This is a genomic window from Sulfitobacter sp. HI0129 (assembly GCF_001635395.1).
GTDB lineage: Bacteria > Pseudomonadota > Alphaproteobacteria > Rhodobacterales > Rhodobacteraceae > Sulfitobacter.
The window spans coordinates 1-4,476 of the sequence record NZ_LWGH01000469.1 but is presented as its reverse complement, the minus strand read 5'-3'; the positions used below and the strand labels follow the sequence as shown (position 1 = coordinate 4,476).

The window sequence follows — 4,476 nt, the reverse complement described above, 5'->3', positions numbered from 1 at the left end:
GCGGTTGAAGATCATGTAGACCAAGTTCGGCCGAACTTATCAAGTTTCGGCGGTCGGGGGCAGGAGGAGGAGCGCGCGGATCGTGGGGCGAGGCAGACCTAGGGAAGGGAAAGGATCGCGGGGGGGAAGTTTGCGGGGTGCCGCGACCGGTTCAGGTCACTGTTGTCGCGGTTCCGACCTGTCGTCGTGTGGAAGCCCCTTCCCCAGGGGGAAGGGAAGGGGCTATGCGCCGAAGGCGCATGGGATACGGAACAGATGTGGTAAAATGTACCTGCGGCGAAACAATAGGGTCGCGCCCGACCTGACGCCGGAGAGGGCGAGCCAGCCAGCCTTACATTGTACGCAACCGGTGCAGGTCACTATTGTCGCGGTCCCGACCTGTCGTCGTGTGCAAGCCCCTTCCCCATGGGGGAAGGGAAGGGGCTATGCGCCACAGGCGCATGGGATACGGAACAGATGTGGTTGGGATGTTAATCGCTAACCACTAACTGTCAGCGTGGTCATAAGCTCCCTCACACATCCAGCTCCTCCACGAACTTCGCATTCTCCTGGATATACTGGAACCGCAGCTCGGGCTTCTTGCCCATCAGCCGTTCCACCAGATCGCCGGTCTCTCCGGGCATGTCCTCGTCCACCGTGACCCGGATCAGCTTGCGGGTGTCGGGATCCATCGTGGTTTCCTTCAGGTCCTTGGCGTCCATCTCGCCCAGACCCTTGAACCGCTGCACGTCGATCTTGCCCTTGCCGCCCAGCCCCTTTTCGAGCCAGAGGTTCTTTTCCGCGTCATCCGCCACGTAGATGCGCTTGGCCCCCTGCGTGAGCCGGTAAAGCGGCGGACAGGCGAGGTAGAGGTGGCCCGCGTCGATCATCGGGCGCATCTGGGTGAAGAAGAAGGTCATCAGCAGCGACGCGATATGCGCGCCGTCCACGTCGGCGTCCGTCATGATGATGATCTTGTCATAGCGCAGATCGTCGAGGTTGAATTTCGTCCCCATCCCCACGCCCAGCGCCTCGCAGAGATCGCTGATCTCCGCGTTGGTGTTCAGCTTGGAAGAGGCCGCGCCCAGCACGTTCAGGATCTTGCCCTTGAGCGGCAGCAGCGCCTGATTGTTGCGGTTGCGCGCGCCCTTGCCGGAGCCCCCGGCGCTGTCGCCCTCCACGATGAACAACTCGGTGCCTTCGCGGGTCTTGCTGGTGCAATCGGTCAGCTTGCCGGGCAGACGCAGCTTCTTCGTGGCGCTCTTGCGCGCGGTTTCCTTTTCCTGTCGGCGGCGCATCCGTTCCTCGGCCCGCAGCACGAGGAAATCGAGGATCGCCCCCGCCGATTTGGTATCGGCGGCCAGCCAGTTGTCGAAATGGTCGCGCACCGCGTTTTCCACCAACCGCGCGGCTTCGGTGGTGGCCAGCCGGTCCTTAGTCTGGCCCACGAACTCCGGCTCGCGGATGAAACAGGACACCAGCGCGCAGCCCCCGGTGATCAGGTCGTCGCGGGTGATCTCCTTGGCCTTGCGGTTGCCCGCCAATTCGCCATAGGCCCGGATGCCTTTCAGGATCGCGGCCCAGAAGCCGCCTTCGTGGGTGCCGCCCTCGGGCGTGGGAACCGTGTTGCAGTAGGACTGGATGAACCCGTCGCGCGCCGGGGTCCAGTTGATGGCCCATTCCACCTTGCCCGGCACGCCGAAGCGTTCCTGAAAATCGACCGTCCCGGCGAATGGGTTCTCGGCATAGGTGGTGGCCCCGCCCAGCGTTTCGCGCAGATAATCGGCAAGGCCGCCGGGAAAGTGGAACGTCGCCTCCTGCGGGGTCTCGCCATCGGAAATGGCGCTTTTCCAGCGGATCTCGACGCCGGAGAACAGATAGGCCTTGGACCGCACCATCTTGAGCAGCCGCGCGGGCTTGAACCTGTGGTGGCCGAAGATTTCCTCGTCCGCGTGAAAGGTGAACATGGTGCCGCGCCGGTTGGGGGCCGCACCCACGCGCTCCACCGGGCCAAGGGGGATGCCGCGCGAAAACCGCTGCTCATAGACCTCCTTGTTGCGCGCCACCTGCACCACCAGCGAATCGCTTAGCGCATTGACCACCGAGGCACCGACGCCGTGCAAACCGCCCGACGTCTGGTAGGCCTTGCCCGAAAACTTGCCCCCCGCGTGCAGCGTGCACAGGATTACCTCCAGCGCGGACTTGTCGGGAAACTTCGGGTGCGGGTCGATCGGAATGCCGCGTCCGTTGTCGCGGATGGTGACGGCATAATCCTCGTGCAGCTCCACCTCGATCCGGGTGGCATGGCCCGCCACCGCCTCGTCCATGGAGTTGTCGAGCACTTCTGCCACCAGATGATGCAGCGCCCGTTCATCGGTGCCGCCGATATACATGCCGGGGCGTTTGCGCACCGGTTCCAGCCCTTCGAGCACCTCGATGGAGGATGCATCGTAATCGGTCGGTTCGTGGCCGGACAAAAGGTCGGTCATGGGGGCTGCTCGCTCTGCTCTTGATTGCATCGCAGTATGTCAGAGGGGACCGGCCTGCGAAAGGGAGAAGGCGCAGCCCGCTTTCCAACCCGGCGCGCCGATGGCACCCTGCCGATCGCATCCCCAGCAAAGGAAACACCATGGCCTGGATCCACATCATCCCCTTCGAGGCAGCGACCGGCAGGCTGCGCCAGCTTTACGACAGGATCGCGGGGCCGGGGGGCAACGTGGACAACATCATGATGATGCACAGCCTGCGCCCCCATACGATGGAAGGACATATGACGCTCTACAAGGCGGTGCTCCACCATTCTGCCAATACGGTGCCCAAATGGTTTCTGGAGGTGCTGGGCGTCTGGGTCTCGCTGCGCAACCGCTGCGATTACTGTACGGAGCATCACTTCGCCGGACTGCAGCGGCTCCTCGACGATCCGGCGCGCGCCGATGCGATCCGCGCCGCGCTGGCAGCGGGCGACATCGCCGCCGCGCCGCTCGATGCCGCCCAACAGGCCGCGCTGCGCTACGCCGCCCGGCTGAGCGAAAGCCCCGGCGACATGGACGAGGCGGATGTCACGGCCCTGCGCATGGCGGGCTGGGAGGACGCCCAGATACTGGAGATCAACCAGGTGGTGGCCTATTTCGCCTATGCCAACCGCACGGTGCTGGGACTCGGCTGTTCGACCAAAGGCGACATCATCGGCCTGTCGCCCGGCAATTCCGACGACGCGCAGGATTGGGGCCACCGCTGAACGCCGCTCCCACCGCGGCACAGCTCACACCCTTCCAAATGGCAAAATATCCCCCCCGGAGGGCCGGCCCGCCCCGATTCCCCGGCCAGCGGCCCGCGCGATCCTACCCCGCGCCTGCGGTCCTACGGCATCCAGTCCAGAATGGCGCGCGCCACCTCTTGGGGCTTCTGGTGATGCAGCCAATGATCCGCCCCGGGGATCTCCACCCGGGTGAGGTCCGGCGCATAGTCTTCCAATCCAGCGTTCGATGCGGGCAGCAGGGCGCGGTCCTCCATCCCCCAGATCAGCAGATGCGGGCAGCGCACCTGCAGCTTCTCTGCGGGCAGGTCCGGCAGATCGGTCAGCGGCGTGCCTGGATCGGCGATCTTCAAGGGTGAGGCGCGGTACCAGTTGATCATCCCGTTGAGCCGCCCGGGCCGGGACCATTCGGTGACATAGGCGGCCAGTTCCTCCTCGCTCAGCCAGTCGATCTTCATGCGCGCCTGAAAGAAGTCCTTCATCTTTGCCATGCCGTCCGCGCCCAGTTCCTCGTGCGAGGTCGGGCGGCGCAGGTAGTTGATGTATTGCGAGGCTTCGGACTGCGCACCGCCTGCCGCCATTTCCCGCTGGAAGGGGGCGGGATGGACGCCGTTCATGATGATCAGGCGCGACACCAGTTCGGGCCGGAACATGGCAAGGCCGTAGGCCACCGCGGCCCCCCAGTCATGGCCCAGCACAGCCATCGGCGCGTCCTCTCCGATCAGCGCCGCCATGTCGCCCACGAGTTTCGAGGTGGTGTATTCGCTCACGTCCTCCGGGGCCCAGCTTTGCCCATAGCCGCGCTGGTCCGGGGCGATGCAATGAAACCGCTCCGCCAGCAGCGGCGCGAGATTGCCCCATGCCCCGCCATATTCGGGAAAGCCGTGCAGCATCAGCAGCTTGGGTAGCGCCGGATCGCCCCAGTGCCGGATGTGGAACGGATGGCCGCCGATCTCTCGGGTCTCGCTGCGGGGGGCGTTCATCTGGGGGTCCTTTCATGTGATGGGCCAGTCGCCGCGCGGGTCTCGAAGCTGAGCCCGCGCGCGGTTTCGGGCGGAAAGCCCGCGAAATCAGCGCCGAAATAGGCGCGCATCGCCGCGTCCCCGCGCAGGTGCAGGCCGAAGAAGGCCGTGGCGAAGTGCTGGGCGATGTTGTTCATCCGCAGCGTGTCCCAGACCGGGTCCGCATGATGCAGGTAGGGTGCCCAGCCCAGCAGCTCCGACTGGGCCCAGCTTTCGGGG

The 4,476-nt window shown here is 65.1% G+C and carries 3 protein-coding genes and 1 pseudogene; 1 reads left to right on the top strand and 3 read right to left on the bottom strand.

Annotation, left to right across the window (positions count from 1 at the left end; all coding sequences use genetic code 11):
* Nucleotides 1-512 precede the first annotated feature (512 nt).
* Nucleotides 513-2,468 carry a DNA topoisomerase IV subunit B gene (parE, locus tag A3764_RS12830; RefSeq protein WP_067921201.1) on the bottom strand — a complete coding sequence of 652 codons (1,956 nt, stop codon included), beginning with the start codon at nt 2,466-2,468 and terminating at the stop codon, nt 513-515.
* A gap of 140 nt (nt 2,469-2,608) precedes the next feature.
* Between parE and A3764_RS12825 the strand changes: the two genes are divergently transcribed.
* Nucleotides 2,609-3,217 carry a carboxymuconolactone decarboxylase family protein gene (locus A3764_RS12825; protein ID WP_067921199.1) on the top strand — a complete coding sequence of 203 codons (609 nt, stop codon included), beginning with the start codon at nt 2,609-2,611 and terminating at the stop codon, nt 3,215-3,217.
* Between the two features lie 122 nt (nt 3,218-3,339).
* On the opposite strand, the gene A3764_RS12820 is transcribed toward A3764_RS12825, so the two are convergent.
* On the bottom strand, nt 3,340-4,218 hold the full coding sequence (locus tag A3764_RS12820; RefSeq protein WP_067921197.1) for an alpha/beta fold hydrolase: 879 nt from the start codon (nt 4,216-4,218) through the stop codon (nt 3,340-3,342).
* Nucleotides 4,215-4,476 (bottom strand): annotated as a pseudogene (locus A3764_RS25700) (dienelactone hydrolase); the annotation flags it as partial. The pseudogene A3764_RS25700 and the gene A3764_RS12820, both read right to left, overlap by 4 nt.

What these genes read in the sequence shown, in the direction of transcription:
- parE (WP_067921201.1), bottom strand. Translation starts at nt 2,468, where the DNA reads ATGACCGACCTTTTGTCCGGCCACGAACCGACCGATTACGATGCATCC.
- A3764_RS12825 (WP_067921199.1), top strand. Translation starts at nt 2,609, where the DNA reads ATGGCCTGGATCCACATCATCCCCTTCGAGGCAGCGACCGGCAGGCTG.
- A3764_RS12820 (WP_067921197.1), bottom strand. Translation starts at nt 4,218, where the DNA reads ATGAACGCCCCCCGCAGCGAGACCCGAGAGATCGGCGGCCATCCGTTC.